Source organism: Bacillus sp. FSL K6-3200 (assembly GCF_038630485.1).
Lineage (GTDB): Bacteria > Bacillota > Bacilli > Bacillales > Bacillaceae > Bacillus > Bacillus safensis.
Genome location: NZ_CP152032.1, coordinates 552400 through 577804, shown reverse-complemented (window position 1 = coordinate 577804; position 25405 = coordinate 552400). Strand labels below are relative to the sequence as shown.

28 protein-coding genes and 1 tRNA gene are annotated in these 25405 nt (G+C 40.3%); 24 read left to right on the top strand and 5 right to left on the bottom strand.

The genetic code is table 11. The annotated features are described in order from the left end of the window. The gene (gene lepB / locus MHI60_RS02990) at positions 1 to 567 is read left to right on the top strand and encodes a signal peptidase I (RefSeq protein WP_144469974.1); all 567 of its coding nucleotides are present in this window, start codon (positions 1 to 3) and stop codon (positions 565 to 567) included. 41 nt (positions 568 to 608) lie between these two features. Here lepB and MHI60_RS02985 read toward each other — a convergent pair whose 3' ends face one another. Then, positions 609 to 1904, bottom strand: a complete 1296-nt coding sequence (locus MHI60_RS02985; RefSeq protein ID WP_095408047.1) for a homocysteine synthase — start codon at positions 1902 to 1904, stop codon at positions 609 to 611. Positions 1905 to 2169: 265 nt separating this feature from the next. Between MHI60_RS02985 and MHI60_RS02980 the strand changes: the two genes are divergently transcribed. The 12 genes from MHI60_RS02980 (at position 2170) to MHI60_RS02925 (ending at position 11442) form a co-directional block, all read left to right on the top strand. After that, the gene (locus tag MHI60_RS02980; protein WP_048240183.1) at positions 2170 to 2325 is read left to right on the top strand and encodes an FbpB family small basic protein; all 156 of its coding nucleotides are present in this window, start codon (positions 2170 to 2172) and stop codon (positions 2323 to 2325) included. Between the two features lie 163 nt (positions 2326 to 2488). After that, positions 2489 to 3256 (top strand): ABC transporter ATP-binding protein, encoded by a 768-nt coding sequence (locus tag MHI60_RS02975; protein WP_144485648.1) that lies wholly within the window; start codon positions 2489 to 2491, stop codon positions 3254 to 3256. Between the two features lie 14 nt (positions 3257 to 3270). Beyond that, complete coding sequence (locus MHI60_RS02970; RefSeq protein WP_144485646.1) at positions 3271 to 4263, top strand: aliphatic sulfonate ABC transporter substrate-binding protein; 993 nt, start codon at positions 3271 to 3273, stop codon at positions 4261 to 4263. Then, complete coding sequence (locus MHI60_RS02965; protein WP_144485644.1) at positions 4260 to 5090, top strand: ABC transporter permease; 831 nt, start codon at positions 4260 to 4262, stop codon at positions 5088 to 5090. The genes MHI60_RS02970 and MHI60_RS02965 overlap by 4 nt, the downstream gene beginning before the upstream one ends. A 17-nt stretch (positions 5091 to 5107) precedes the next feature. Then, entirely contained in the window at positions 5108 to 6250 is a 1143-nt protein-coding gene (gene ssuD / locus MHI60_RS02960; protein WP_144485642.1) for an FMNH2-dependent alkanesulfonate monooxygenase, read from the top strand. A gap of 541 nt (positions 6251 to 6791) precedes the next feature. After that, the gene (locus MHI60_RS02955) at positions 6792 to 7004 is read left to right on the top strand and encodes a hypothetical protein (protein ID WP_003211695.1); all 213 of its coding nucleotides are present in this window, start codon (positions 6792 to 6794) and stop codon (positions 7002 to 7004) included. A 115-nt stretch (positions 7005 to 7119) separates the two neighbouring features. Further along, the gene (locus MHI60_RS02950; RefSeq protein WP_144469982.1) at positions 7120 to 7866 is read left to right on the top strand and encodes an ABC transporter ATP-binding protein; all 747 of its coding nucleotides are present in this window, start codon (positions 7120 to 7122) and stop codon (positions 7864 to 7866) included. Next, entirely contained in the window at positions 7844 to 9310 is a 1467-nt protein-coding gene (locus MHI60_RS02945; protein WP_144469984.1) for a hypothetical protein, read from the top strand. The genes MHI60_RS02950 and MHI60_RS02945 overlap by 23 nt, the downstream gene beginning before the upstream one ends. After that, a complete protein-coding gene (locus MHI60_RS02940) occupies positions 9294 to 10199 on the top strand; it encodes a PqqD family protein (protein WP_144469985.1) in 906 nt (301 codons plus the stop codon). The genes MHI60_RS02945 and MHI60_RS02940 overlap by 17 nt, the downstream gene beginning before the upstream one ends. After that, positions 10196 to 10477 (top strand): hypothetical protein, encoded by a 282-nt coding sequence (locus MHI60_RS02935; protein WP_144469987.1) that lies wholly within the window; start codon positions 10196 to 10198, stop codon positions 10475 to 10477. Before MHI60_RS02940 ends, MHI60_RS02935 begins: the two co-directional genes overlap by 4 nt. 80 nt (positions 10478 to 10557) lie before the next feature. Further along, positions 10558 to 11241 (top strand): hypothetical protein, encoded by a 684-nt coding sequence (locus MHI60_RS02930; RefSeq protein WP_144469989.1) that lies wholly within the window; start codon positions 10558 to 10560, stop codon positions 11239 to 11241. A gap of 127 nt (positions 11242 to 11368) precedes the next feature. After that, positions 11369 to 11442: transfer RNA gene (locus tag MHI60_RS02925), tRNA-Gly, on the top strand. A 98-nt stretch (positions 11443 to 11540) separates the two neighbouring features. Here the strand turns inward: MHI60_RS02925 and MHI60_RS02920 are convergent. Then, positions 11541 to 12137 carry a hypothetical protein gene (locus MHI60_RS02920; protein WP_260856395.1) on the bottom strand — a complete coding sequence of 199 codons (597 nt, stop codon included), beginning with the start codon at positions 12135 to 12137 and terminating at the stop codon, positions 11541 to 11543. Positions 12138 to 12220: 83 nt separating this feature from the next. Here MHI60_RS02920 and queG point away from each other — a divergent pair, with 83 nt between their 5' ends. The 9 genes from queG (at position 12221) to MHI60_RS02875 (ending at position 22096) form a co-directional block, all read left to right on the top strand. Next, on the top strand, positions 12221 to 13369 hold the full coding sequence (gene queG / locus MHI60_RS02915) for a tRNA epoxyqueuosine(34) reductase QueG (RefSeq protein WP_144471492.1): 1149 nt from the start codon (positions 12221 to 12223) through the stop codon (positions 13367 to 13369). Positions 13370 to 13430: 61 nt separating this feature from the next. Continuing rightward, entirely contained in the window at positions 13431 to 14333 is a 903-nt protein-coding gene (locus MHI60_RS02910) for an amidase domain-containing protein (RefSeq protein ID WP_095408671.1), read from the top strand. Between the two features lie 43 nt (positions 14334 to 14376). Continuing rightward, a complete protein-coding gene (trmL, locus tag MHI60_RS02905; protein WP_034282301.1) occupies positions 14377 to 14850 on the top strand; it encodes a tRNA (uridine(34)/cytosine(34)/5-carboxymethylaminomethyluridine(34)-2'-O)-methyltransferase TrmL in 474 nt (157 codons plus the stop codon). A gap of 475 nt (positions 14851 to 15325) precedes the next feature. Further along, positions 15326 to 17221, top strand: coding sequence for a PrkA family serine protein kinase (locus MHI60_RS02900; RefSeq protein WP_111291904.1), 1896 nt, complete (start codon positions 15326 to 15328; stop codon positions 17219 to 17221). Between the two features lie 139 nt (positions 17222 to 17360). Continuing rightward, positions 17361 to 18524: a sporulation protein YhbH gene (gene yhbH / locus MHI60_RS02895; RefSeq protein WP_034282299.1), complete on the top strand. Its 1164-nt coding sequence runs from the start codon at positions 17361 to 17363 to the stop codon at positions 18522 to 18524. A 365-nt stretch (positions 18525 to 18889) separates the two neighbouring features. Continuing rightward, positions 18890 to 19522, top strand: coding sequence for an HlyD family efflux transporter periplasmic adaptor subunit (locus tag MHI60_RS02890; protein WP_087978746.1), 633 nt, complete (start codon positions 18890 to 18892; stop codon positions 19520 to 19522). A gap of 39 nt (positions 19523 to 19561) precedes the next feature. Beyond that, on the top strand, positions 19562 to 21181 hold the full coding sequence (locus MHI60_RS02885; protein WP_095408059.1) for a DHA2 family efflux MFS transporter permease subunit: 1620 nt from the start codon (positions 19562 to 19564) through the stop codon (positions 21179 to 21181). Positions 21182 to 21198: 17 nt separating this feature from the next. Continuing rightward, positions 21199 to 21723, top strand: coding sequence for a flavodoxin family protein (locus MHI60_RS02880; protein WP_144469991.1), 525 nt, complete (start codon positions 21199 to 21201; stop codon positions 21721 to 21723). A gap of 13 nt (positions 21724 to 21736) precedes the next feature. Continuing rightward, complete coding sequence (locus MHI60_RS02875; protein WP_095408060.1) at positions 21737 to 22096, top strand: hypothetical protein; 360 nt, start codon at positions 21737 to 21739, stop codon at positions 22094 to 22096. A gap of 114 nt (positions 22097 to 22210) precedes the next feature. Here the strand turns inward: MHI60_RS02875 and cspB are convergent, their stop codons facing one another. Both cspB and MHI60_RS02865 read right to left on the bottom strand, forming a co-directional pair. Then, complete coding sequence (gene cspB, locus MHI60_RS02870) at positions 22211 to 22411, bottom strand: cold shock-like protein CspB (protein WP_003212277.1); 201 nt, start codon at positions 22409 to 22411, stop codon at positions 22211 to 22213. Between the two features lie 211 nt (positions 22412 to 22622). Beyond that, positions 22623 to 23714, bottom strand: a complete 1092-nt coding sequence (locus MHI60_RS02865) for a diguanylate cyclase (protein WP_144469993.1) — start codon at positions 23712 to 23714, stop codon at positions 22623 to 22625. A 97-nt stretch (positions 23715 to 23811) separates the two neighbouring features. Here MHI60_RS02865 and MHI60_RS02860 point away from each other — a divergent pair, with 97 nt between their 5' ends. Next, positions 23812 to 24192, top strand: a complete 381-nt coding sequence (locus MHI60_RS02860) for a hypothetical protein (RefSeq protein WP_095408062.1) — start codon at positions 23812 to 23814, stop codon at positions 24190 to 24192. A gap of 35 nt (positions 24193 to 24227) precedes the next feature. On the opposite strand, the gene MHI60_RS02855 is transcribed toward MHI60_RS02860, so the two are convergent. Continuing rightward, the gene (locus tag MHI60_RS02855; protein ID WP_111291903.1) at positions 24228 to 24626 is read right to left on the bottom strand and encodes a spore coat protein; all 399 of its coding nucleotides are present in this window, start codon (positions 24624 to 24626) and stop codon (positions 24228 to 24230) included. Positions 24627 to 24777: 151 nt separating this feature from the next. On the opposite strand from MHI60_RS02855, the gene MHI60_RS02850 reads away from it, so the two are divergent. Further along, on the top strand, positions 24778 to 25284 hold the full coding sequence (locus tag MHI60_RS02850; RefSeq protein WP_034282294.1) for a YhcN/YlaJ family sporulation lipoprotein: 507 nt from the start codon (positions 24778 to 24780) through the stop codon (positions 25282 to 25284). Positions 25285 to 25405 lie beyond the last annotated feature (121 nt).

Below are 25405 nucleotides of genomic sequence, written 5' to 3'. Positions count from 1 at the left end.
ATGACAACAAATACAAAAACACAAAAAAAGAAATCAGAATTATGGGGCTGGATCAAAGCCATCTTAATCGCATTTATTGCTGTTTTTATCATCCGGAACTTTTTATTCGCGCCATACATTGTCAAAGGATCTTCTATGTATCCGACATTGCATGATACAGAGCGGGTGTTTGTGAATAAAACAGTTGATTATTTCGGTGATTATAAACGGGGCCAGATCATTGTTCTTGATGGGGAAGACCGCAGCACCCATTATGTCAAACGATTGATTGGTTTACCTGGTGATAAAATTGAAATGAAAAATGATCAGCTATATGTTAATGGAAAAAAAGTGGCGGAGCCTTACTTAGCGTCAAACAAAAAGAAAGCAGCTGCAGATGGCACCTTGCTGACACCTGATTTTGGTCCTCTTACTGTTCCAAAAGGAAAGTACTTTGTCATGGGGGACAATCGCCAAAATTCAATGGACAGCCGCAACGGCTTAGGTCTTTTTACAAAGCGTGATATTCAAGGAACTACCTCATTTGTATTTTATCCTTTCCAAGACATTCGATTACTCAATCAATAATAAACAATAAAAAAGCACACAGCTGTGTGCTTTTTTCTATGTCATTCAGACTGACTTTTTGTAATCGCCTGTTCAAGATCTGCAAGAATATCTTCAATCGCTTCTGTCCCAACAGATAAACGAATGAGCTCTGGTGTGACACCTGTTGCTTTTTGTTCTGCCTCACTTAATTGTTGATGCGTTGTGCTGGCAGGATGAATGATGAGAGATTTAGAATCGCCCACGTTTGCTAGATGGGAGAAAAGCTTCACAGAATCAATGAGCTTTTTACCTGCTTCGCGTCCACCTTTAATACCGAATGTGAGGATCGCGCCTTGTCCTTTTGGTAAATAGGTTTGAGCAAGCTCATAGGATTCGTGACTTTCAAGGCCCGGATAGCTTACCCAATCGACAAGAGGATGATCCTGTAAGAATTGTGCTGTTTTCAAAGCATTTTCACTATGCCGCTCAAGACGAAGGTGTAATGTTTCTAAACCTTGCAGAAGTAAAAATGAGTTGAATGGCGACAGAGCTGCCCCTAAATCACGTAAGAGCTGTACTCGTGCTTTTGTGATATAAGCCGCTTCTCCAATTGCTTCTGTATATGTCAGCCCGTGATAGCTTGGATCTGGTTCAGTCAGCCCTTTGAACTTATCGCTGTCAGCCCAAGGGAATCGGCCGCTATCAACGATGACACCGCCAATTGATGTACCATGACCGCCAATAAATTTCGTCGCTGAGTGGACAACAATGTCAGCACCGAACTCAATAGGTCTTAATAAATAAGGGCTGGCGAGTGTGTTGTCCACAATAAGCGGGATATGATGCTTGTGTGCAATGGCTGAGATGGCTTCAATATGTAAAATGTCGCCTTTTGGATTCCCAATGCTCTCTGCATACACTGCCTTTGTTTTGTCTGTGATCGCTGCTTCGAGTTCTTCAAGGTTGGATGAATCGACGAATTTTACTGTAATTCCAAGTTTTTTGAGTGTATGGGCAAATAAATTGTAGGTGCCGCCATAAAGACTGCTTGAGGAAACGATTTCATCTCCGGCTCCTGCAATGTTTAAAATAGAATAAGTCGTCGCTGCTTGTCCAGAAGAAACAGCAAGTGCACCAATTCCACCTTCAAGCTCAGCGATACGCTTTTCAAATACGTCATTTGTAGGGTTCATAATACGTGAATAAATATTTCCCGGTTCCTGAAGACCAAATAAATTCGCTGCATGCTCACTATCTCTAAAACCAAAGGAGCTCGTTTGGTAAATAGGCACGGCTCTTGAATAGGTCGCTGAATCAAGCTCCTGACCTGCGTGAATGGCTTTTGTTTCTAAACGAAATGGACGTTCTTCTGACATGGGTGTATCCTCCTTTTGTTAGATAAAACCAACTGTTTTGATAAGAAATATTTAATAAGACTATAAATCTTGTTCCTTGCTTGGTCAATCATTTTTTAGATAAATCTGAAAAAACAATAAATGTAGTTGACAGGTAGGAATAGTGTGTATTAACATGAGCATACTGAAAACACGAACAAGAATGGCTGATCGGTCAACCGAAGGCTCTATCACTCAAATATGAGTGAAGAGCCTTTTTTTATTTGAATGAGAAAGGATGATGAAGATGGAAAAAAAGAAAAAACGAAAAAAATACAGAAAACATATGGATATCACACTAGACATATTGATTGAGCGCAACAAATATGAGATTTACAGTAACAAGGAACGAATAGAAGCGATTTACGATCGAATCGATGAAAAGCATACAAGGACAAAATAACCATTTTATAAAATTGAGTTGATTTATATGATTAGTATGATTTAGGATGGTGCTAACAAATCAATATGATTAGCTGATCGGACAACACGAAGGCTCTTATCTCTTTTTTGGGATAAGGGCCTTTCTGTGTATTTATCTGATCGCAAGAGGAGTGGAGGTTTCTATGACGATTTCAATTGATATTGTGGATAAATCCTTTTGGAAAGACAAACAGTCCATTCGGGTACTTGAAGACTTAAGATTGAGCATTAGTCCAGGTGAATTTGTAACAGTGATAGGTCCAAGTGGATGCGGGAAAAGTACATTGCTAAAGATCATAAGCGGGCTCGACACAGTGTATGATGGGCAAATTTTAATAGGAGACAGACGGATCACAGAACCTGGAATGAAACAGGGCTTTATCTTTCAGGAACACCGCCTGTTTCCATGGCTGACAGTGGAAGAAAACATAGCAGCCAATTTCAATTTAAAACAACAGGATGTACGCCGTAAAGTGGATGAATTGATTGAAATTGTTCGATTAAAAGGATTTGAACATGCTTATCCACATGAGCTTTCAGGAGGAATGTCACAACGGGTTGCCATTGCGAGAGCACTCCTTCGTGATCCGGAGATCTTATTGCTTGATGAACCATTTGGTGCGCTGGATGCATTCACACGAAAACACTTGCAGGATGTGCTGCTGGATATTTGGCAGGAGAAAAAAACAACGATGATGCTCGTTACTCATGATATTGATGAATCGATTTATTTAGGAAATGAAATTGTGCTAATGCAAGCGAGACCTGGCCGAATCCATAAAATTCTTCCTGTGAATCTGCCTTTTCCGCGTGATAGAACGTCAACCTCTTTTCAACATTTAAGACAAAAGGTGCTTTCGGAATTTGAGAAAACAGATGAATTGTTACTAACTGATGGATCAGGGATTTAGGGAGGGGAAATCGCATGAAAAAGATACAAATGATCATGATTTTTTTGAGTCTTCTCCTTGTTTTAGCAGGGTGTGGTCAAGCAGCAGACGGCTCAGAAAACAAGGTGAAAGAAATTCGGATTGGGATTCAGCAAAGTTTGAGCCCGCTGCTTTTAGCAAAGGAAAAAGGGTGGTTTGAACAATCATTTGAAAAAGAAGGAGTGAAGGTAAAGTGGGTGGAGTTTCAAAGTGGTCCTCCCCAATTTGAAGGACTTGCTGCAAATCAATTAGATTTCTCGCAAGTTGGAAACTCACCTGTCATATCAGGTCAGGCAGCTGGTATTAATTTTAAGGAAATTGGTTTATCTCAGGATGGGCTGAAAGCGAACGGTATTTTAGTGAATAAGAACAGTGAGATTCAAAAAGTAGAAGACTTAAAAGGGAAAAAAATTGCTGTCGCTAAAGGGAGCAGTGGCTTTGATTTTTTATACAAGGTATTAGATCAGGCAGGTTTATCTGCGAAGGATGTTCAGATCATTCAGCTACAGCCAGATGAAGCGATATCAGCATTTGAAAATGGATCCGTTGATGCTTGGTCGATCTGGGAGCCGTTCTTATCACTTGAAACGATCAAGAAAGGAGCAAAGCTGCTGGTGAATGGGGAAGCGACTGATTTATATTCTCCAGGTTTCACACTTGTTCGCACTCAGTTTGCTGATCAGCATCCTGAACTAGTAGTGAAATTTTTAAAGGTATATGACCATGCGGTGAAGTGGCAGAAATCACATCCAGAAGAGGCTGTTACTCTATATGCGCGTTTAAAAAATTTAGATAAGAAGGTCGTTACACAAGTATTAAACAATACGGAACCACTCAATAAGCCCATTTCGAAGAAGATCATCAATGCTCAGCAGCATACCGCTGATTTTCAATATAAAACAAAGGCGATCCAGCGGAAAATTGATGTCAATCAGGTTGTAGATAATTCGTTTATTGAAAAAATGCTAAAAGAGGAGATGAGTAAATGAAAGCTATTTCGAACCCGGCTTTAGCATCTAAAATTGAGCGGTCAAAGAAAAAAAGGAGAAAAGCTTCTTCTTTATATAAGTTAAAGGGACTGGTATTACCTGTTCTACTTATTGCGGTTTGGCAGATCATAGCTGGTTCTCAAATCGTTTCTTCCACTGTACTTCCTGCGCCTGTCTTGATTGCAGAATCTTTTCGAGATTTATTTCGTTCTGGTGAACTGTTTGGTCATCTTTACATCAGCCTTTATCGAGCGATATGTGGATTTTTACTTGGGGGTGGTTTAGGTCTTTTGCTGGGCGTATGCGTAGGGTTTTCTAAAAAAACAGAGCAGTATGTAGATCCGACGTTGCAAATGCTGAGAACCGTTCCACATTTAGCGGTCACTCCTTTATTTATCCTCTGGTTTGGCTTTGATGAAACGGCGAAAATTTTATTGATTGCACTTGGGGCTTTTTTTCCGATTTATATTAATACTTTTCTAGGTATTCGCAGTGTAGATAATAAGCTGTTTGATGTGGCTCGCGCTTTAGAGTTTAATCTGTATCAAAGCATCACAAAGCTGATTTTACCGGCTGCTCTTCCTCATATTCTTCTGGGCGTGAGACTGTCATTAGGAATTGCTTGGCTTGGACTAGTGGTAGCTGAGTTGATGGGTTCAAGCAGCGGGGTAGGCTATATGATTATGGATGCAAGGCAATTCTCTCAAACGGATAAAGTGTTTGTAGGAATTATCATCTTTGCAGTAGTTGGTAAGCTGACAGATTCATTTGTACGTCTGTTAGAAAAGCGTCTGCTCAAGTGGCGCACTAGTTATCAAGGTGAATAATAACAGGGGGCGATGTCATGAATATTTTATGGTTTATTCCAACGCATGGAGACGGCCGTTATTTAGGTTCAGCGAAAGGGGCAAGACACGCAGACTATCCATATTTTAAACAAATTGCTCAAGCTGCTGATCAGCTTGGGTATACAGGGGTCTTGCTGCCTACTGGGAGATCATGTGAAGATCCATGGCTGACGGCAGCTGCTTTAGCTGCTGAAACAACTCATTTAAAGTTCCTCGTGGCTCTTAGACCAGGGCTGATGCAGCCGTCTGTTGCTGCTAGAATGACTTCTACATTGGATCGTCTTTCAGGCGGGAGGCTGCTGATTAATGTGGTAGCAGGGGGAAGTAAAGAGGAGCTTGAAGGGGATGGGCTGTTCATTTCTCATGATGAACGCTATGAGGCAGCAGAAGAGTTTTTGACGATTTGGAAGCGGTTATTGAAAGGAGAAAATGTACAATTTCATGGCAAACATCTACAAGCGGAGAATGGCCGGCTGTTATTCCCACCAGCTCAAACACCCCATCCACCAGTCTTTTTTGGCGGATCATCATCAGCAGGAATTCAAACAGCCGCCAAGCATACAGATGTTTATTTAACTTGGGGCGAACCGCCTGCACAAGTAAAAGAGAAAATTGCTCAAGTGAAGAAACAGGCTGAAAAGGAAGGAAGAACGGTGAAGTTTGGCATTCGTCTTCATGTGATCGTGAGAGATACCGAAGAGGAGGCATGGCAGGCAGCGGAACATCTGATTCGTCATTTGGATCAAAAAACAATTGATGAGGCGCAAAAAGTGTTACAGGGGATGGACTCGGTAGGTCAAAGACGAATGGTGGAATTGCACCAAGGGAGGAAAGGCAAACTTGAAATCAGCCCAAATCTTTGGGCAGGCATTGGTTTAGTACGCGGCGGTGCAGGAACAGCACTCGTCGGAGACCCGCAAACAGTAGCAGATCGTATCATAGAATACCAGTCTCTAGGCATTGATACATTTATATTTTCTGGATACCCGCACTTAGAAGAAGCTTATTATTTAGCAGAGCTTGTTTTCCCGCTCCTTCCATTCAAGAGATCAGGGAATACAGGACTCTCTGTGCCAGCTGGTGAAATCATTGGGAACAATCATTTTCCAGATGCAGCCTCTGCTGCTAGTTCCTCATAAATATGAAAAAGCAAAGCAGTCTGCGATGGCTGCTTTGCTTTTTTTCATAGAAAGGAGCAAGTCATATGTTGTGTGCTGCTGAAAAAAGGCAAGGGCTTTTTTCCCAATCGATTTTCTTGTATATACATATTTTCAGAGCCAAGAGAAGAAGGAAAATATGCTCACTCTTTTATCGGAATTATCAGTAAATATTTCATAATTGACGTTATTGCGACATATAATCAGGACTTTTATATCTGATATATCGGGGGAATTCTTGCTATCTCACAAAAAAGAAAGAACATATATCACAGATGATAAATATGAACTATTTCAAAAAAGAAAGAAAAAAGATGGCCAAATTGACATTATATGGGTTTTGTGGTTCTTATAGGGTGTCGAAATCTAGTAAATAAGAGAGGGTTTGAGCAGTTGAAAGTGAATAATTGAATAAAAAGTCACATTTTAATCAAATGTATGTTCGGTCAAAAATGGGATGTTCTGTAGATGTTTGGAGTGTGACGCCTATGATACGATCATCATAAGCTGGGAGGTGAAAAGTATGACTTATGCAGCGCCGCAAGTTGACTATTCCACTATGGAACCTGCTATTATGGACCAAGCTTGGTTCTTAGTATTTGTTGCTGTCCTTCTTGGATTGGGAGCAACAGTTGTTCTAGGAGCAGCAGTTTGGTGTTTAGCAAACGGCAAGGGTAGCTTTACAGGAGCCGTTCAGTGGGAAAGTGGCTTAAAAGTCCAAATTGAATGTAAGTAGCTATACTTAGGATTCATCTTTTTACTTCTTAGATAAGACACCAGGGCTAAACCGTCTGTGGCGGGCGGTTTAGCCTGATCTGTTTTTAAAGAATATGCAGACACTTGGAGGTTATATGTTTACGATTGAGAATTTAACCAAGACGTATAAAAATAACGTGACTGCTGTCAATGATTTTCATTTAAAGATCGACCCTCATCAAATCGTTGCTGTTGCTGGACCGAATGGTTCGGGTAAAACAACGATGATTAACTGTATACTCGGCATTATTAAGCATACAGAAGGAAGGATTCACTTGCAGGACGTCACAAATGATGAACCATCCTTTAAAAAACAAGTAGCCTATGTTCCAGATGACCTGCTGCTCCCTGAAGCATTGACTGGTGCTGAATATTTAGATTTTGTTTCTTCTATGTATGAATGTAAAACAATTCACAGAAGAAATCAACTAATTGAACTGTTTGATATGGACTCGGCCTTATCAAGACCGATCGAAACTTATTCACATGGTATGAAAAAAAAGACACAGCTGATTGCAGCATTTATGCTTGATAGTCAATTGGTGATCATGGATGAGCCCTTTAGAGGACTTGATATTGAAGCGGTTATAAACACAAAGAAACTGATGAAGCGGTATGCCGAGCACCATGGTGCGATCTTGCTTTCAACGCATGATATGCTTTCAGCGGAAGAGCTGTGCCACAAAATCGCCATTATTTCTAAAGGAGATAAAATGGATGAAGGAACGGTCTCAGCCCTAAAGGAGAAGTATCAATCAAGCACACTGGAACAGGTGTTTCTGAAAGCTTCAATGTTAAGTGATAGGGGTGCACATTTTGATGAAATCATTAATCATTTCTAAAATGATGCTTAAAATGTGGCAGCAGGAGATGTATAAGCTCTTTGATACTCAAACGAAGCGGATCATTGTGGTCTTATTCTTTTTGTTTGCCGTCACAATGGGAGCCATTATCGGATACAGCTTTACGGGTGTCTTTATGAAGGCTTTCTTAAACGGAGATGAACGTTCACTCGGATTACTCGTCGTGTCAATGGCGATTAATGCCTCCATTTTTACAAGCTTGTTATTCGTTTTGATCAAGGTCAGAACACCTGAACAAGACCGGTTTTCTATGCAGCTTAGCTGGTTCCCGCTCTCTACCTTTCAGAAAAGTTTTGGTTACTTCATTCCGATGGTGACAGTAGTGACAGGGCTTGTTTTATTTTTTATCGGCATTCTGCTTTTACCTAATTTTATTGCCCAGGGAATTGGTATTTTCTTTATTTTTACTTTCTTTTTGATGGTGCTTTTGCAGTCGCTTTTTGTCTTAATGCTGCTGCAGTTTATTTACAATATTACTTATTTGCTCGTTCTGAAATTAAAATTACCGTTGCAAAAATTTGCAGCGATATTTGTTTTATTGGCACTGGTTGTCGCGTATGGATTGACGCACTTTGATATTAGCCAAATTCAGCAATCATATATACAGTTTGATTATCATTTGATGTATTTTACAGTTCCGTTTTTTCTAGCGGGACAAGGAATGTCTCCTGAAGGGGTAAATTATGCCGTCTTGATTCTGTTCATCCTCTTATCGGCAGGCGGCGCATTTCTTTCTCTTGCGATGATGCCGATTATGGCAGAGAAAAAAGCGTTAACCTTTTTACACAAACTGCCGTTCTCTTCTTCGAAGAAGTGGTCACTTATTGTGAAGGAAATGAAGTCACAGGTGCGAAATGAAGAAAATATTTTAAATTTCCTTATTCTCCTCATTGTGATCTTATTTGTCCGTTATCAGTTTGGATTCCGATTTGAAGAAGAAGCATTTTTTGTTCTATGCGCTCTTGCTGGATTAACAGCTTTCAATTCGTTTGGCAATGATAAACGAATGCTGGGGATGTATAAAACATTTGGCCTGAGATCGTGGGAAGTAGCTTTGTATAAGTTTATCGGCCTTCTGCTCGTTGGTGTACTGCAAATTGTTTTATTCATGCTGACAACGCTGACGCTTCCTGAACAGATTTGGCACGTATTGATTGGTGCCGCTGTCTTATGCAATGCCACTGCGCTTTTTTATGTGGTAGGTATTTTACTTCCTCTTGATCGAAACAATCCCTACACAGGCATTTTTTCATTTGGAGCGCTTATTTTACTCATGATTCCGATTGTTTTTATTGGGAACTATGTCATAGGGGCGTCTAGTCAAGCGCTTCAGTGGCTGCTTGTGGCTGCATTTGAGGGTCTGCTCATCTTTGCCATATACAAAGGTTTTTCATGGAGGTATTCACATGATTCAACTTCTTAACAATAAGCTAAAGATTGAGCGGGTGCCGGCACTAGCGCCGTATGTGACCTTGCAAAAGAGGCATCTCACGGATACGCAGTATGGAAGCACACTCCCGATCAATGAAAGTGCCTATCATATGTTAACGAAAGTGGATGGTAAAAGAACAGAAGCGAGTATTACCGCAGAGCTCGCTGATTTGTTTCAGGTCGATGAGTCGGTGATTGCTCGTGACTTTTATCAGTTGATGACGGGATTGAATCAGCATCACTTGCTGTCTATTCATTATCATTCACCATATCGGATTGTGACAGCCTGCTGTCAATTTTTCAAGCAGTATCAAGTCAAAATGAAGGAACGATTTGATTGTACTGGTCATTCGTTCCTTCACATTTTTGGAACGGCTTTGCTCATGGTGACGCGTAAAATCATCTTTTTCTGGATGCTTTTCATGGTCATGGCAGGGATCGCTTTTTTATTCATTCCCGATCCGTCGATTGCAGCCATTGCGATTTATTTTACGATTATTTATTTCGGGTTAATTACCGGAACCGCTTTACATGAAGCGGCACATGGCTATGCGCATCGAAAATTTGCAGGGCGAGATGGTCCTCAAGGCTTTTTTGCGAGTGACATGATGTCAGTGAAATTTGTAAGACCCGTATTAGATCCATTTCAGAAAAAGCAGGTATGGATTACGCTGCTTGGACCGCTCGTTCCCGGTTTGATTGGCGCAGCAGGCATCGTTGTGACCATTTTATTTCTAAAAGAAAACCCGGTTTCGACCGCTTTTTTCATTTTTTCAATCACGTATTTTATTCAATTACTCTATCTTCTTCCGTTTATGGGGGATGGTAAGTCCATTATGAAGCAGTTATTGCTTGGAGGAATGGGAGGACAACGATCATGAACGTACAGGCGATGAAACAAGGCGCGATAGTTGGTAGTTTTCTAGGGTTCTTAGGCTTTCCAATGCTGACAATCGGCGTACTGTTCTATCATTTATTTCAATCAAAAACGAATGATGCTTTATTATTTAACAGTCTCGCTTTTGAGATGGAAGGCTCGTCCGCGTTTACTTTTCAGATCAAGCCAAACTTTTTTATTTATATGATTGTGATTTTTGCTGCGAGTTTTCTCATTGTGGCACTCCTATCAGCCATGAAACAGAAAAAAGCAAAAGGTTAGGAGAATTTTCCTAATCTTTTTTTGTATGATCAGCCAAATTTTAGTATAATGAGAAATAAAAAACATCAAAGGGGATCACAATGTTTAAAAAATGGAGCATTCTTATCTTCACAGTTTTTCTATTAGCAGGATGCGGCGAGAAGGCTGCAGAAACAACGACGACAGAGAAGACGGTATCAGATAAACCTGCAACAGAGAAAAATAAGGAAACATCAAATCACGATAAAGTAACTGTTGAACCAATGAAACTAACAAAGAGTGAAAAAAATCTTTTGGATGTATTAACAGCAGATAAACCCGAATTAATGATGACAGTGCATGGGCTGAAAGCAAGTAATAAAAGCGTTTCCTTAATTGGTGTGCATTACAAGGATGGACAATTACTGAAAGAAGACACAAAAGATGTCACCATTAAACTTCATCAAAATGGTGTCGATAAGAGTGTGAATTTTATCTATCAGTTAGATGAGGAAAAAGATGATCTGTTAAAAGCAACGTATGGTTTTTGGGTAGATAAAGAGAACAACGAACTAAGAAAACTCTCGACTAGCATAGATTTTAATCAGGACGTAGGAGGAAACACAACGATAACAGAATCAGATATTTTTCACATGTCTCCTGGAGAGAAAAAATTAATTTCTACTACCATTACAACTGGAATGAACTATGAGTTTTCTGGTTTAACAGGTTCTGAAAAGAATCTAAGAAAGGAATTAAAAGATGTGAAGCAGGCTTATTTGGTGTATTTGCAGCTAGATAAATAACTATCGTAATATATACGGAGAATATGAAGTTTTTTGACGAAAAATCTTCATATTCTCTTGACGAATTGTTAAGAAAGTTGTAACATAATAAAAGTCAACGCGATGACGTTGCTTTTAAAAGATTGATGCGGGTGTAGTTTAGTGGTAAAACCTCAGCCTTCCAAGCTGATGTCGTGAGTTCGATTCTCATCACCCGCTCCAATACATAATTTTGTTTATAACGCAGTATTTCGTTTCTTAGATAAACGAAGTGTTGCGTTTTTTATTATGTCAGTATAATGTGAAAAAGCACTGTCAGGCTACAGTGCTTTTTCAATGAGTTCATATTTGCTTTCTCCGCCATGTATTTGTACAAACATCTTCGTCAAGGATTGAATAAGAGCTTCACTCTTTTCCCGGGAAATAGATGGCGGGAAAAGGATGATTTGAAGAATGTTCTTTGTGTCTTGAGAAATTTGTGCTTTACTTGCTTGAGAAAATAATCCATTCAATCCTGCGCCGTCCTGCCATTCGATGTGACCAGCTTCATGTTTTGCCAGTGATAGCGGTCCTTTTATGCGATCGGCATCTAATGTCAGGATGGGTAAAAAATATTTTAGTGAGAAAAATATCGACAAATCCTGTACGGAATTGGTCGAGTCAATAAATTGTTCCTTTTGGATGTCAGAAAGAAGTGGAAGGAAAGGAACGTCTTTTAAAAGATCCGTCCATTCTTTGATTGCTGGTACTTCTTCTAAGACTTTATCTTCGTATTCAAAAAATAAAGATTCTTGAAACAGGCGTAAGCGGCCTTTTAACATTTGAGGTGATGTACCCACTTCAATATGCGAATATTCAATCTGTCCAACATGGATAGACGGGTTTTGAGGATGAGAAATTTCCATATGTATCTTCACAGTGACTCACTCCAATCGGTCATGATACACTCGTATTATACTGAAAACAACAGAAGAAACAAAGAAAGGAGGTTTGCAAGGTGATTCATGTTGGAGAATTAAAAGAAGAATTGATTCAATATGCGAAAGAAATTGGTGTCGATAAAATTCGTTTTGCAAGTGCCGATACATTTGATTCATTAAAGGACCGCCTCATCTTACATGAATCGTTAGGGTATTTGTCAGGTTTTGAAGAGCCTGATATTGAAAAACGGACAAACCCTTCTTTGCTGCTTCCGAAGGCCAAATCAATTGTTGCGATAGCGCTCGCGTATCCTTCCAAAATGAAAGATGCTCCACGAAGTACTAAGGATGCGAGAAGGGGAATCTTTTGCCGGGCTTCATGGGGAACGGATTATCATGTTGTGCTGAAAAAAAAGCTTGATATGCTCGAAGAATTTCTGCGAAGCAAGCATGTCGATATAAGGACAAAATCAATGGTGGATACAGGAGAATTGTCTGATCGTGCTGTAGCGGAACGTGCGGGCATTGGTTTTAGTGCAAAAAACTGTATGATTATCACGCCAGAGTTTGGATCTTATGTGTATTTGGCTGAAATGATCACAAATGTCCCATTTGAACCGGATGAGAAAATTGAAGATCAGTGCGGAACTTGCAATAAATGTGTGGATTCGTGTCCAACGGGTGCGCTGGTGAATCCAGGACAACTGAATTCTCAGCGGTGTATTTCATTTTTAACGCAGACAAAAGGATTTTTACCTGATGAGTTTCGTTCGAAAATAGGGAATCGATTGTACGGGTGTGATACGTGCCAAATCGTCTGCCCGATCAATAAAGGAAAAGACTTTCATCTGCATCCTGAAATGGAGCCGGACCCTGAAATTGCGAAGCCGCTGTTAAAGCCGCTTCTGACGATCAGCAATCGTGAGTTTAAGGAAAAATACGGTCATGTTTCAGGTTCATGGCGGGGGAAAAAGCCCATTCAGCGGAATGCCATTTTGGCACTCGCTCATTTTAAAGATACATCTGCTTTACCAGTGTTAATTGAGTTGATGCACAAGGACCCGAGACCGGTCATTCGGGGAACTGCTGCTTGGGCAATTGGCAAAATTGGCGACGATCAGCAGCTTCCAGAGCTGGAAAATGCCCTTGAACGGGAAAGTGATGAAGAAGCAAAAGAGGAGATTGTGAAAGGGATTGAGCTCCTGCAGACACCTTTAAATACTAAATAACATCCCTGTGAACATAGAATGAACCAAACAGAGATTTTAAATAATGTTTGGTGGTGTCTGTGTGAAACAATTATTAGAGAAAACTTTAGAAGACAGGCTGGCGTATTTAATCAATGACCGTGCAATCAAGCAGCCGCAGCTTATGTCTGATGTGGAAGCAGTAGAGCGGAAAAAAGAGCTTTTTGCTAGAAGACAGGTTGAGATTGTGAAGGCGAAAGCAAAAACAAAACTTCTCGATTCAGCCATACAAGATGATGGAGCTCAACATGTGCAGTACCTTGCTCATCTCACTTATGTATGCAAGGATGTAGACGATTCTTTCTATTTAGAGGAACAGGTGGAAAAAAGAGAAGCGTTCCTTTATAACGACATGCTTGTCAAAGATCGGATGATGCTAGAAGAGCGGCAAAGGGAAGAGCTTATGGATGAGCGCTTTCAGACCGAAGAACAATTCGGCAGAGCTTTTCACTATGACCGGCGGGCAGCCGTGCAGTATGCGGAGACATACTGGAATAAGCGGAATCCAGCCTATAAAAACTTTGAAGATAACTGTACAAATTTTATTTCACAATGTTTGAAAGCAGGGAATGCGCCAACGAGAGGATATCCGAACCGCGGGTCTGGCTGGTGGGTGCGTCCGCATACGTGGAGTTATAGCTGGACGGTGGCTCATTCGATGAAAAATTATTTAGCGAATTCGAAAGCGGGTTTGAGAGCAAAGAAACTCAAAGAAGCGCACGAACTTCAAATTGGTGATGTCATTTGCTACGATTTTGAAGGTGATGGAAGGTATAATCATACAACCATTGTCGTTGATCATGACAAAGGCGGAATGCCTCTTGTGAATGCACAGACGTATGACTGCCGCATGCGTTATTGGTCATACGAGGATTCGACCGCCTATACACCTGCTATTCGTTATATGTTTTTTCACATTTTGGACGATGCCGCGAAGGATAGTTAGTGGTATAATGTTGAGCGGAAAAGAAAATTAGAGGTGAACTTTTTTGGGACTTCATGTCGTTTTATATCAACCAGAGATTCCAGCTAATACTGGAAATATTGCGCGTACATGTGCAGCAACAAATACAACCCTTCATCTGATTCGTCCGCTTGGTTTTTCGACAGATGACAAAATGCTGAAGCGTGCAGGACTCGATTATTGGAAATATGCCAATGTGGTCTATCATGATTCACTTGATGAATTGTTTGAGGCTCATCCGAAGGGGCAATTTTTCTATATCACAAAATTTGGCCAAAAGCCGCATACGACATTTGATTACTCTCAGCTGGATGAAGACTATTTCTTCGTCTTTGGGAGAGAAACAAGTGGATTGCCAAAAGATTTGATTGAACAGAATATGGACCGTTGTCTTCGTCTACCGATGACAGAGCATGTTCGTTCCCTAAATCTGTCGAATACGGCAGCCATTCTTGTATATGAGGCACTTCGCCAGCAGCAATATCGCGATCTCATATAAGATCATGAAAAAAGCCGAGATTCTGATCTCGGCTTTTTATATGAGATCAGAAACAGAAGAATAAAAAATATGACGTAATCATACTTTTTTTGACATGTTAAATGAAAAGGATGTTCCGCAAATGGAACATCCTTTTTTTCATTTACCAGGCTTGCCTTCGTAGCCAGCAGTGAAAATGGATACTAAAAACGTAATGATGACGCCCATCATAATGACCGTTCTCATATAAGCTCCCCCTTATCCCTTTGTTCCGTTCGCTGCCTGTTTCATATGATGTGAAGTTCACCTTGAAAAGCAGGAGAAGAAAATCATTTTTCTCCTATTTTTCCTTTATTATGAAGGGTCTTGCGGATGGTTGTCAATTCAGTTTGCCAATTCGTCATTTTGAAGAACGAAAGCATGTAATAGGACGCCTCCGCATAGATTGTAAAACAGTATCTGATTTCTAGCTTCAATCTTGAAAGAGGAGGTTCATATGGATATTTTAAAGAAAATCGAACAGCACAGAGAAGAAGAGCAGCGTCTCAAATGGGAAGGCACATTCAGCGATTATTTAGACATTATTAAGGAAAATCCACTTGTCGCTCAATCTGCTCATTCTCGCGTTTATCATATGATTAAAGACAGCGGGATTGAAGAGGAGAATGGGGTCAGAACCTACAAATTTTTTGATCAGGAGCTGTTTGGGTTAGAGGAATCACTCGAAAGATTAGTAGAGGAATATTTTCACCCTGCTGCAAAGCGACTAGATGTCAGGAAGCGTATTTTATTACTGATGGGACCAGTAAGCGGGGGGAAATCGACGCTTGTCACTAGATTGAAAAGAGGTCTTGAAGAATATTCACTCACAGATCATGGCGCAGTTTATGCGATCAAAGGCTGCCCTATGCACGAAGATCCGCTTCATCTCATTCCGCAAAATCTGCGGGAGGATTTCTATAGAGAATATGGGATTCGTGTACAGGGGAATTTGTCGCCTCTGAACATGATGAGACTGGAAGAGGAATATGGCGGCAGAATTGAGGATGTAAGGGTCGAGCGGATCTTTTTCTCTGAAGATAAACGGACCGGCATTGGTACCTTTAGTCCGTCTGATCCGAAATCTCAGGACATTGCCGATTTAACAGGAAGCATCGATTTTTCAACTATTGCTGAATTTGGATCAGAGTCAGATCCCCGTGCGTACCGCTTTGATGGAGAACTCAATAAGGCAAACCGAGGGATGATGGAGTTTCAGGAGATGTTAAAGTGTGATGAGAAATTTCTCTGGCACCTCCTGTCATTAACACAGGAAGGAAATTTTAAGGCAGGAAGATTCGCCTTGATTAGTGCAGATGAATTGATCGTCGCCCATACGAATGAAACCGAGTACCGGTCGTTTATTTCAAATAAAAAGAACGAGGCTTTGCATTCAAGAATTATTGTGATGCCAATTCCTTATAACTTAAAGGTCACAGAAGAAGAACGCATTTATTATAAAATGATTTCAGAAAGTGATGTCTCAGATGTGCATATTGCTCCCCATACGCTGAAGGTAGCGGCGATGTTCTCCATTTTGACGAGATTGAAAGAGCCGAAGCGTTCTGATATTGATTTGGTGAAAAAAATGCGTCTGTATGACGGAGAAAGTGTCGAAGGCTTCCAATCAGTCGACATTGATGAGATGAAAAAGGAATTTCATGATGAAGGGATGAGCGGAATTGATCCGCGGTATGTGATCAATCGAATATCATCCACGATCATTCGAAAGAATATGGAATCGATCAATGCACTGGATGTCCTTCGTTCCTTAAAAGAAGGGCTCGATCAGCATCCGTCTATCTCCAGCGAGGACCGGGAGCGTTATTTGAATTTCATTTCAGTCGCGAGAAAAGAATATGATGATATTGCGAAGAAGGAAGTGCAAAAGGCATTTGTGTACTCCTATGAGGAGTCTGCGAAAACGCTGATGGATAATTACTTAGATAATGTCGAGGCATACTGCAATAAAAACAAGCTGCGTGATCCGTTAACGGGTGAAGAAATGAATCCTGATGAAAAACTCATGCGTTCAATTGAGGAGCAGATCGGTATTTCTGAAAACGCCAAAAAGGCATTTAGAGAAGAAATTCTGATTCGTATTTCGGCTTATGCGAGAAAGGGAAAACGCTTTGATTATAATTCACATGAGAGATTGCGGGAGGCCATTCAGAAGAAGTTATTTGCTGATCTAAAAGATGTGGTGAAAATCACGACATCGACGAAGACACCGGATGAACAGCAGCTGAAGAAGGTCAATGAAGTAGTGGCTAGATTGATTGATGAGCATGGCTATAATTCAACAAGTGCAAATGAACTTTTAAAATATGTAGGCAGTCTTCTGAATCGTTAATAAATGAAGGAGGCATTATTGGCGCATCAGCACCGGTAATGTCTTTTTTAGAAATGATCGTCAACTTGGATGACGAGCAGCATACGATAAAGGAATCGATGGTTAGAAGAATTGTGCAAATAGGTGAGGAGGGGGATGGATGTCCCGGCAAGAAAAAAGTCAGTTTATTGTGTCTCAGGAAGACTGGTCCCTCCATCGAAAAGGCTATGACGACCAGCAGCGTCATCAGAAAAAAGTCAAAGAGGCGATTAAAAACAATTTGCCGGACCTTGTCACAGAAGAAAGCATCATCATGTCGAATGGAAAAGATGTTGTCAAAATTCCGATCCGTTCATTAGATGAATATAAAATTCGGTATAACTACGACAAAAATAAGCATGTGGGTCAAGGCGATGGAGACAGTGAGGTTGGCGATGTTGTTGCGCGCGACGGCTCAGACAGTAAGCAGGGGCAAGGAAAGGGGCAGGGCGCTGGAGATCAAGCGGGTGAGGATTATTACGAAGCAGAAGTCTCATTAATGGATCTCGAGGAAGCACTGTTTCGTGAACTGGAGCTGCCAAACCTCAAGCAAAAGGAGCTTGACGACATCATTGTCGAACAAATTGAGTTTAACGATATTCGTAAAACCGGGTTAACAGGAAATATCCACAAAAAACGAACAATGCTGTCGGCATTTAAACGAAATGCGATGACAGGCAGTCCTTCCTTTTATCCAATCTACCCAGAGGATATCAAGTATAAAACGTGGAATGAAGTGACCAAACCAGAGTCGAAAGCCGTCGTTTTGGCAATGATGGATACGAGCGGAAGTATGGGACTTTGGGAAAAATATATGGCGAGAAGTTTTTTCTTTTGGATGACACGTTTCTTACGGACAAAGTATGAGACGGTCGATATTGAATTTATTGCCCACCATACAGAGGCGAAGGTGGTAGACGAAGAACATTTCTTCTCACGGGGTGAGAGCGGGGGGACCATTTGCTCGTCTGTCTATCGAAAGGCACTAGAGCTCATAGACGAACGATACCCGCCGTCGCGATATAATATTTATCCTTTTCATTTTTCTGATGGTGACAATTTGACCTCAGACAACGCCCGGTGTGTGAAACTTGTTTCTGAGATCATGAAAAAAGCCAATTTATTCTGTTACGGTGAAGTGAATCAATACAACCGGCATTCTACGTTAATGTCAGCATATAAGCATATTCAGGATGAGAAATTTAAGCATTATATTTTGAAGCAAAAATCAGACGTTTTTCTCGCACTAAAAAAATTTTTTCAGCAGGAAGAAGTTCATTCATAACGAGCACATTTGAAAAAACCTTTCAGCATAAGGGCTGAAAGGTTTTTTTGTGTGGAGAAGGAAAGGATCACCAGAAAAAAAGTAAAACTTTCTCTTTGACATTTCAATTTTCATTTATTAATATTTAATCTTGTTAAATATAAGTTTTTCAAAAAAGATGCCGATCGTCTTTTCTTCTTTTTCTGCTCTTTGCTCATAAGTGAACAATAAGTATAAATGGGCTGCACACCATGATAGGGGCGGGAGTAGATGAAGGGAAAAGGACAGATTGTTGAGCTTGTTTCATATTCTGTCAGATGATGGGCATTCTAAGTTTGCTAAAGCAGATGACACTATATTTTTATACATGAAAGGAGAAACAAAACATGAACAGAGGGCGTTTATTGCTAACGAACATTATTGGCCTTATTGTGATTCTTGCCATTATTGCTGGAGGTGCTTATTACTACTACGAAAGCACAAACTTTGTTAAAACAGATGAGGCAAAAGTGACAGGTGACATGTATCAAATTACAGCACCAGCAGCTGGACAAATCAAAGGCTGGGATATCAACGAAGGTGACGAAGTGGAAAAAGACAGCACGGTTGCAAAAGTTGAAGGACAAACAAAAACAAACATTAAAGCAGTGGCTGATGGCACATTAGTCAAAAAAGAAGTACAAAACAATCAACAAGTGCAGCCTGGTACAGTTCTTGGTGAAACAATTGATTTAAGCAAGCTTTACATCACAGCAAATATTAAAGAAACAGATATTAAAAACATTGAAAAAGGCGACAAAGTCGACATCGTTGTAGATGGCGATCCTGATACAACATTTGAAGGAAACATTGAACAAATTGGTTATGCGACAAACTCAACATTCAATATGCTGCCAGCAACAAATTCAAGTGGCAACTATACAAAAGTAACGCAAAAAGTAGCAGTGAAAATTTCAATTAAAAACCCATCAGACAAAGTACTTCCAGGTATGAATGCTTCTGTCAAAATTTCATCTTAATGATGATTGATATCAAAAAATGAAAGGAGGTTGTCTGAGATGGCAAATCAACCTGCAGCGACAAAACAGGGAACAGGCTCCTTGTCTTTACTGATCATTTTAATGGCCGGTTTGTTCGTAGCGATTTTAAACCAAACGCTTTTGAACGTAGCCATGCCCCATTTAATGACTGAATTTAATGTAAGTGCAACGACGATTCAGTGGCTTACCACAGGCTACATGCTTGTCAACGGTGTGCTGATTCCGTTATCTGCGTTCTTAATCACACGTTTTGGACAGCGCAGCTTATTCCTAGTGGCTATGATTTCGTTTACGCTAGGTACATTTATTTGCGGTATTGCGCCAAACTTTTCAACAATGCTCATCGGCCGTTTGATTCAGGCTGTCGGCGGTGGTATCTTACAGCCGCTTGTCATGACAACAATCCTTTTTATTTTCCCTCCGGAAAACAGAGGGAAAGGAATGGGGATTTTTGGTCTTGCGATGATGTTTGCTCCTGCAGTAGGACCAACATTATCTGGTTACATTATTGAACATTATTCTTGGCGTATTATGTTTTATGGACTTGTGCCAATCGGTGCGATTGTCATTATCGCGGCTTTCTTTATGTTTAAAAATATTGTAGAGCCTAAAAAAATCAAGCTGGACAGTCTTGGTGCGATTCTTTCAATCGTCGGTTTTGCTTCCCTTCTATACGGAGTGAGTGAAGCAGGAAGTGATGGTTGGACAGATCCGATCGTCTTATCTACGATTATTATTGGTGCGATTGCGATCATTCTCTTTATTTTCCAACAGTTGAAAGTTGATAATCCGATGCTTGATTTCCGCGTATTTAAATACAGCATTTTCTCATTATCAAGTGTCATTAACATCATTATTACGGTTGCTTTATATACAGGGATGTTCTTACTTCCGATTTATCTGCAAAACCTCGTTGGGTTTACGGCATTGCAATCTGGGCTATTAATGCTTCCAGGGGCACTTGCGATGCTCATTATGTCCCCGATTTCAGGGATCTTGTTTGATAAATTTGGACCTCGTCCGCTTGCCATTGTGGGGATGCTTATTACCGTTGTTACGACATATGAGTTTACAAAGCTGACAATTGATACTTCCTATAGTCACATTGTGCTCATGTATGCAGTACGTGCATTTGGTATGTCACTCTTGATGATGCCGGTTATGACAGCAGGGATGAACCAATTACCACAGCACTTAAACAGCCATGGTACAGCGATGTCTAATACATTAAGACAAATTAGCGGTTCCATCGGTACGAGTTTGATCACAACGATTTATACGAATCGGACGACATTCCACTATTCCAATATGGCGGATCAAACAAATACAGCGGACCCGTTCTTTATGAATTCATTCCAGACGGCTGTATCGAATGTGATGCATCATATGGGCATGACAGCAGAAGCTGCTCAAAAATATGTATCCACCCAGCTCTTTACGAAAGCACAGGTTGATTCAAACGTGATGGGCATCAATGATGCTTACATGTGGGTGACATTATTCTGTGCGGCTGGTGTCATTCTCAGCTTGTTCCTGCGAGATGTACGTAAGGATAAAAAGCGAAAAGAACAGCAGCATAAGAAACAAGAAATATCACTGCTTCCGGCACCTAAGGAAGCAAACCAAGATGCAAGATAAGTGTGGAGGGACCGTACATGAAAATTTATGTTGTATACGATAGTGAAGGTGACCATACAAAAGCACTTGCAGAAGCGATTGCAGCAGGCGCAGGTGAAACAGAGCAAGCTGAAGTATTCATTGATCACGTGAAAGATGCAGACATTCGCAAGCTCGATCAAATGGATGCGATCATTTGGGGCTGCCCTGGTCACTTTGGTACCATTAGTTCTGGGTTAAAGACATGGATTGACCGTCTTGGCTACTTATGGGCAGAAGGAAAACTAATCGATAAAGTCGGGGCTGTTTTCTGTACAACTGCTACAACACACGGCGGTTTAGAAATGACAATGCACAATTTGATTACACCAATGTTCCACCAAGGAATGCTTGTTGTCGGCCTTCCTGGAAATGTTCCAGCGAATGCTTTATACGGCTCTTACTATGGAGCCGGTGTGACATGTCCGATTGATTCAGATGAATTAATTTCTACTGAAGGCATTGAACTCGGAAAAGCACTAGGAAGACGTGTAGCATCAGTCACTGCATCATTTAAGCGATAAGGAGAGGGTTCTTTTGGCGACGATTATTGTAGCGTTAGTAGCTGCTGTTCTAGTCATTATTGGATTAGTAGCATTCAATGTCAGACACGCATCGGCCGATAAGGAAGAGATCAAAGAAGATGTCTCCAATCAGCCTGACGTGCCGCATAGCGAGCCAAAGGCTGCGGCGAGACCTGTAGAACCTGAGGTTGAAAAAAAAGCGTCAGAGCCTTCTCAAACAGATGATGCTGCGTCTGGCGATGATTTTTATAGACAGGCGCTTCAAAAGTTTAAGCAGCCAGAACCACCTGTCAAAGAAGAAGAACCAGAGACAAAAATGAATGATGATATGTATCGTTCTGCTTTGCAGAAGCTAAAGCAGAAGGACAAATAAAAAAGAGAACCTTTCATCAGGTTCTCTTTTTTTTATGGCACAAAAAAACCGCCGGCAAAAGCCGGGCGGTTTTCCTTCACTCTATAAAGTGCTAAAAGAGCAGATGCTCTTAAATTACGCTTTGTTAACGTTAGCAGCTTGTGGTCCACGGTTACCTTCAACGATTTCGAAAGAAACTGCTTGACCTTCTTCTAAAGTTTTGAAGCCTTCGCCTTGGATAGCAGAGAAGTGAACGAATACATCGTCTTGACCTTCTACTTCGATGAATCCGAAACCTTTTTCAGAGTTGAACCATTTTACTTTACCTTCTAACATGAAATTTCCTCCTAAAGCGATCTTAACGCTTAAATTCACTATTCTTGCTCTTACACAAACTTCAAAGACGAAAACTCTTTCAAAACTTTCTTCTTAAAGATGATACGAACAAAAATAATTACCTTTACTTTACCAGTGTTTGCGGGAAAAAACAACTGTTATACGAAAACTTTTTTAAAAATAATTAGCGCTAACAAATTGAGGAAAATGCCTATGTCAATTGGTCTTTTTTTCTCTCTGAAAAGCTCACTTGATTTCGGCCGGACTCCTTCGCTTTATAGAGCTCCTGGTCAGCTGTAATCGGTAATTGCTTGATGTCTGCACTCGTTCCATAAGAATAAGCACACCCAATTGATACCGTAGTGTGAATGGACATGCCATTTTTTAAATAAATCGGCTGATCTGCTATTTTTTTTCGTAAGCGTTCTGCAATCTGCCATGTTTTTTCAATTGTACAATTTGGTAGAAAGACAGCGAATTCCTCACCGCCAATCCGCCCAATATAATCAGAGCTTCTTGTGTTTTTAATCAGCCTTGTACCGATTTCTTTTAAAACGATATCTCCCTCATGATGCCCATATTGATCATTGATGGTTTTGAAGTAATCGATGTCTAGGTAAATAAGGGACATTTGATGGATAGGCTGCTTCAACTTCTTAGTAAAAGCATCACTTAATACCTCATCGAACTTCCGTTTATTTAAAACACCTGTTAAAAAGTCATAATGAGCTTGGAATTTATACAAATTTAACAGCTGATATGCTTTAGTTTGATGCTCAATGACATAAAAATTAAACAACCCAGCAATATATGAGAAAACCCAATAAGTAAAATGCAGTTGAAATGATGTCTCATGCACGACCATAATAAACAGGCTTGTGGCCATCACATTACCAATCGTAATGGATAACAGCATTTTCACAACATGATTCATATGACGCTCTGCAATCAAAAAAGAAGAGGTTGCGATAAACATCATGGAAAAAATATTGATGGAAGAAGCGATGTTGGCTTCAATTAATAATCGGCCAATGATGACAACAAAGGCTGCAATCATTGTTTGAGCGATGCCTCCATAAAAGGCCGTTAAAATAAGGGGAATATGTCTTAAATCGATGATAGCTGGTCCTGTTTTAATAGAGAAGAACATCAAAAGGACACCGAGTAACCCAGAAAGCATGCCTTTGCATATTTGTCTGAGCAAGGTATCTTCTTTCTTTAGAAAATTCTCTTTAAACACAAGCATAAATAAATAATGGAAAGTGACAAGAATTGTTAAATTAATAAAGAGGTCTTTTAGCAAAATAGAATCACCTTTTTAAAATTACTAAAATTTGTTGCAAAAGAAAAGGGGAAAAAGGATAATTAATAAAAATTTTAATGATGAGGAATTGAAGAAAATGCGGGGAAAACGCTTTCCAGATCGAACGGACTGGCTTTCTTTTTTTGAAAAAATGCCAGATGCCGGATTTGAAAAAGAAATGCCGATTGAATATCAAGATTTGACGTTTCGGTTCGAGAATCAGGAGGAGCGATTTGTTGTGAATATGTCGCTTGCTATGAAGGAATTTACCTTAAAGGTCGTTCGAAAAAAGACCGAATCTGTTTTGGGAATATATGATTTTAAAACAGTGCAGCATGTAGAAATAAAAAAAGATCGGAAGGAAGAAAAGGAACTTTTGCTGATATTAGAGCATCATGACGACTTCATCACAACAATTGAAATGACATTTTTACCTTCCTTTTGTCTCATGGTCAAAGAACATTTTTCTGGAGAATAAACAGGAGCCTCTTTTTATGAAGGCTCCTGTTTTGATTATTTGTGCTCGATGTCATTGATGACTTGCTGGATCGATTCATCATCCATCACATTCATCACACTTTCATCAATGTGAAGAGATTGCGCATAAGACTCTCTTGGCTGATGGGTTCTTGATGGTGCTTGGTGCTTGTTCGATTGATTTGGCTGGACAGCTGTGAATGCTTGCTTGATCATTTGTCCAACTTCACCTGTACTTTTTGATTCTTTGTGTGAGTGTGACTCATGGCGAGATGAGTCTTGGTGCTGATGGCTTGCGCCTTTCATCATTGAAGACATATTCATTTGTGTCATGCTTTTCAGCCTTCTTCGTAAAACCGGGGAGAATAATGCAATGATAGCTGTTGATACTGCGATCATTGCGCCAGTGCTCATACCTTTTCTTTTTCTAAACAAACGAATCCCTCCATTTGATCGTGATGATCTTTCATCAAGTTTAGGATGACCAAACACAGCTGAATTATGAATTCATTTTGCGGAAACAGAGGATGGGTGCATAAAAAGCCGGCTGGATGAAAAACCTATGAGCAAAAGGAGGGAATAATTGATGAATAAGAAATGGATGCTATCTTTACTGCTCGTGCCAACATTAATCACCGCTGGGTGTGGAATGAACAACCAAGGCGATGAGCGTAGAGGAACAATGAAACGGCAGTATGAAAATGTCACATATAAGAATGACAACATGAGACAGGATCAGCCAGATGTTCAAACACCTCAGAAGGTCAAAGTTGCAGATAAGGCGTCAGAGCTTGTAGCCAATATGTCTGAAGTGAAGACAGCGAACGTGCTTGTCACAGGAAAAAATGCATTTGTTGCCGTTGTACTTGAAGGCAATAAAAGCGGTGATGTGACGGACGATCTGAAAAAGAAAATTTCAGACAAAGTCAAATCAACGGATCAACAAATCGACAATGTGTATGTATCTGCTAATCCAGACTTTGTCGATCGTATGCAAGGTTACGGAAAACGTATTAAAAGCGGAGAGCCGATTTCAGGATTTTTCGATGAATTTACTGAAACGGTTAGACGTGTCTTCCCTGAATCAAAATAGCTACGACAAAAGCCGTATGTCATATGCGGCTTTTTTGTTTGGAACCGCACCTCGCGCACCTGACTGCATAAAGTAAAAAATATATCACCTCTTGTTGATCTTTGTTTCTTCATAGAAAGAG

Bases quoted from the DNA above. Each gene is read 5' to 3' on its own strand.
- lepB (WP_144469974.1), top strand. From the start codon at position 1: ATGACAACAAATACAAAAACACAAAAAAAGAAATCAGAATTATGGGGC.
- MHI60_RS02985 (WP_095408047.1), bottom strand. From the start codon at position 1,904: ATGTCAGAAGAACGTCCATTTCGTTTAGAAACAAAAGCCATTCACGCA.
- MHI60_RS02980 (WP_048240183.1), top strand. From the start codon at position 2,170: ATGGAAAAAAAGAAAAAACGAAAAAAATACAGAAAACATATGGATATC.
- MHI60_RS02975 (WP_144485648.1), top strand. From the start codon at position 2,489: ATGACGATTTCAATTGATATTGTGGATAAATCCTTTTGGAAAGACAAA.
- MHI60_RS02970 (WP_144485646.1), top strand. From the start codon at position 3,271: ATGAAAAAGATACAAATGATCATGATTTTTTTGAGTCTTCTCCTTGTT.
- MHI60_RS02965 (WP_144485644.1), top strand. From the start codon at position 4,260: ATGAAAGCTATTTCGAACCCGGCTTTAGCATCTAAAATTGAGCGGTCA.
- ssuD (WP_144485642.1), top strand. From the start codon at position 5,108: ATGAATATTTTATGGTTTATTCCAACGCATGGAGACGGCCGTTATTTA.
- MHI60_RS02955 (WP_003211695.1), top strand. From the start codon at position 6,792: ATGACTTATGCAGCGCCGCAAGTTGACTATTCCACTATGGAACCTGCT.
- MHI60_RS02950 (WP_144469982.1), top strand. From the start codon at position 7,120: ATGTTTACGATTGAGAATTTAACCAAGACGTATAAAAATAACGTGACT.
- MHI60_RS02945 (WP_144469984.1), top strand. From the start codon at position 7,844: ATGAAATCATTAATCATTTCTAAAATGATGCTTAAAATGTGGCAGCAG.
- MHI60_RS02940 (WP_144469985.1), top strand. From the start codon at position 9,294: ATGATTCAACTTCTTAACAATAAGCTAAAGATTGAGCGGGTGCCGGCA.
- MHI60_RS02935 (WP_144469987.1), top strand. From the start codon at position 10,196: ATGAACGTACAGGCGATGAAACAAGGCGCGATAGTTGGTAGTTTTCTA.
- MHI60_RS02930 (WP_144469989.1), top strand. From the start codon at position 10,558: ATGTTTAAAAAATGGAGCATTCTTATCTTCACAGTTTTTCTATTAGCA.
- MHI60_RS02900 (WP_111291904.1), top strand. From the start codon at position 15,326: ATGGATATTTTAAAGAAAATCGAACAGCACAGAGAAGAAGAGCAGCGT.
- yhbH (WP_034282299.1), top strand. From the start codon at position 17,361: ATGTCCCGGCAAGAAAAAAGTCAGTTTATTGTGTCTCAGGAAGACTGG.
- MHI60_RS02890 (WP_087978746.1), top strand. From the start codon at position 18,890: ATGAACAGAGGGCGTTTATTGCTAACGAACATTATTGGCCTTATTGTG.
- MHI60_RS02885 (WP_095408059.1), top strand. From the start codon at position 19,562: ATGGCAAATCAACCTGCAGCGACAAAACAGGGAACAGGCTCCTTGTCT.
- MHI60_RS02880 (WP_144469991.1), top strand. From the start codon at position 21,199: ATGAAAATTTATGTTGTATACGATAGTGAAGGTGACCATACAAAAGCA.
- cspB (WP_003212277.1), bottom strand. From the start codon at position 22,411: ATGTTAGAAGGTAAAGTAAAATGGTTCAACTCTGAAAAAGGTTTCGGA.
- MHI60_RS02860 (WP_095408062.1), top strand. From the start codon at position 23,812: ATGCGGGGAAAACGCTTTCCAGATCGAACGGACTGGCTTTCTTTTTTT.
- MHI60_RS02850 (WP_034282294.1), top strand. From the start codon at position 24,778: ATGAATAAGAAATGGATGCTATCTTTACTGCTCGTGCCAACATTAATC.